The organism is Amphritea pacifica (genome assembly GCF_016924145.1).
Classification (GTDB): Bacteria; Pseudomonadota; Gammaproteobacteria; order Pseudomonadales; family Balneatricaceae; genus Amphritea; species Amphritea pacifica.
On sequence record NZ_JAFFZO010000073.1, the window covers coordinates 1 to 1504 of the forward strand.

Below are 1504 nucleotides of genomic sequence, written 5' to 3' on the forward strand. Positions count from 1 at the left end.
TCAAAGGTTTCAACTTACTGACCCTGGTAGTCAATAATGTTGAGTTCAAGGATGGAGAACAGGTAAGGGATCAATCAGATAGGAATGCCGCCTGATCCCATACACCAGATTTGACAATAACTCGAATTGAATATATTCAGCCTGGAAAGCCTCAGCAAAATGCCTATATCGAACGACATAATCGCACGATCAGATACAGTTGGGTCAGCAAACACCTATTCGAGACACTGGAGGAGGTACAGGACTATGCAACGCAGTGGCTCTGGTTTTACAATCATGAACGCCCCCATACAGCCAATGGAGGCAAGCCGCCACTAAGAGTGGCTTAACTTCTACTTTTAGCCTCAGTTAAAAATGGGAGGATTACCCTAATTACTTTGCAAGAGTGCTACACCAAGAGCCAATACCAACTATTACCGAGCCCAGACAAAAAGATACAGCGAACAGTGGCAATGCGACAGACCAACCTTCGTGCATCAGAGCAACATAAGAAAGCAAGCCCGATAATACTGACAGCCAGACGGACTGTATGATTAGTGCGAACTTCAGCCTGCTGCTTTTTTTGAAGCTTATGCCCATAAAATACAGAAACAACACAACCCACATTGGTGGTACGACACCTATTAAAATTGCCGCACCTCGAATAGAAGTGTCATCGCCTGGAACCACTGGTGATAGCGCAACGTAAATTAGTAATATGACGAAAGCAAGGCACGAAGCTGATGCTCCGTATAAGCCCGCAATTCCATTTCTGTTTTTGATAAGTGGCTCTGTGGTCATGTGCTTTTACACGTAACGCCTCAATCAGCCGACGCGTTAGCGGTCGGCTGGATTGATTTGTTAGAACTTTTCTTTAATTTTCGAATTACTTCAAATGTATCAGCAACTGGGACTAAATAACGATCGCCGGACTGTTCTGAATTTAGCATGTCATACATTACAAACGATCTTTCTCCTTCGCTACTTATCGAGCAACACCAGTTATGGATTGAAAGAAAGCTAGCGTATTCCTCAGTAGAACATTCACCATAACCTGGGTATTGGGTTGCGATAAAAGGCTTTAATAAAAGAAACTGCTCACTTCCTTCATCGCGGTATTCATGTGCAGATATTCCAGTTGCATTGAACGTTTCACCCGTCTTGAGTTTGCCTTTAAATGACTCTATGACCCGGAATTTAGAATAGCGTACGTTACACTTACCGCTATTTGAGCTAGATATGGAGTTTTCCACCAATAAGGCGTGCACGACATCCGAAGAATATTCGTAATTCCATTTTATATGGGCACGATCTTCCACTTTGCTGAACGTAGAGCAACCCGAGATCAAAATAAGCATAACTAACATTGCGAATTTCATACTATTTCCGACTGAGTTCTAATCGGGATAGGGAGGCACCTCACAGTGCCCCTCCTCCCACACCACCGGGCATACGGGTCACGTACCACGGCGGTTCATCTCCTCATCTATTATCACGCTGCCAACGATGGCAGCCCCAAGCCTTT

General features: G+C 44.3%; 1 protein-coding gene and 1 pseudogene. One reads left to right on the forward strand and one right to left on the reverse strand.

The annotated features are described in order from the left end of the window. Positions 1–122: 122 nt before the first annotated feature. Positions 123–329: pseudogene (locus JW499_RS21395) on the forward strand (integrase core domain-containing protein); the annotation flags it as partial. 471 nt (positions 330–800) lie between these two features. Here the strand turns inward: JW499_RS21395 and JW499_RS21400 are convergent. Beyond that, on the reverse strand, positions 801–1358 hold the full coding sequence (locus tag JW499_RS21400) for a hypothetical protein (RefSeq protein WP_205212487.1): 558 nt from the start codon (positions 1356–1358) through the stop codon (positions 801–803). Positions 1359–1504 lie beyond the last annotated feature (146 nt).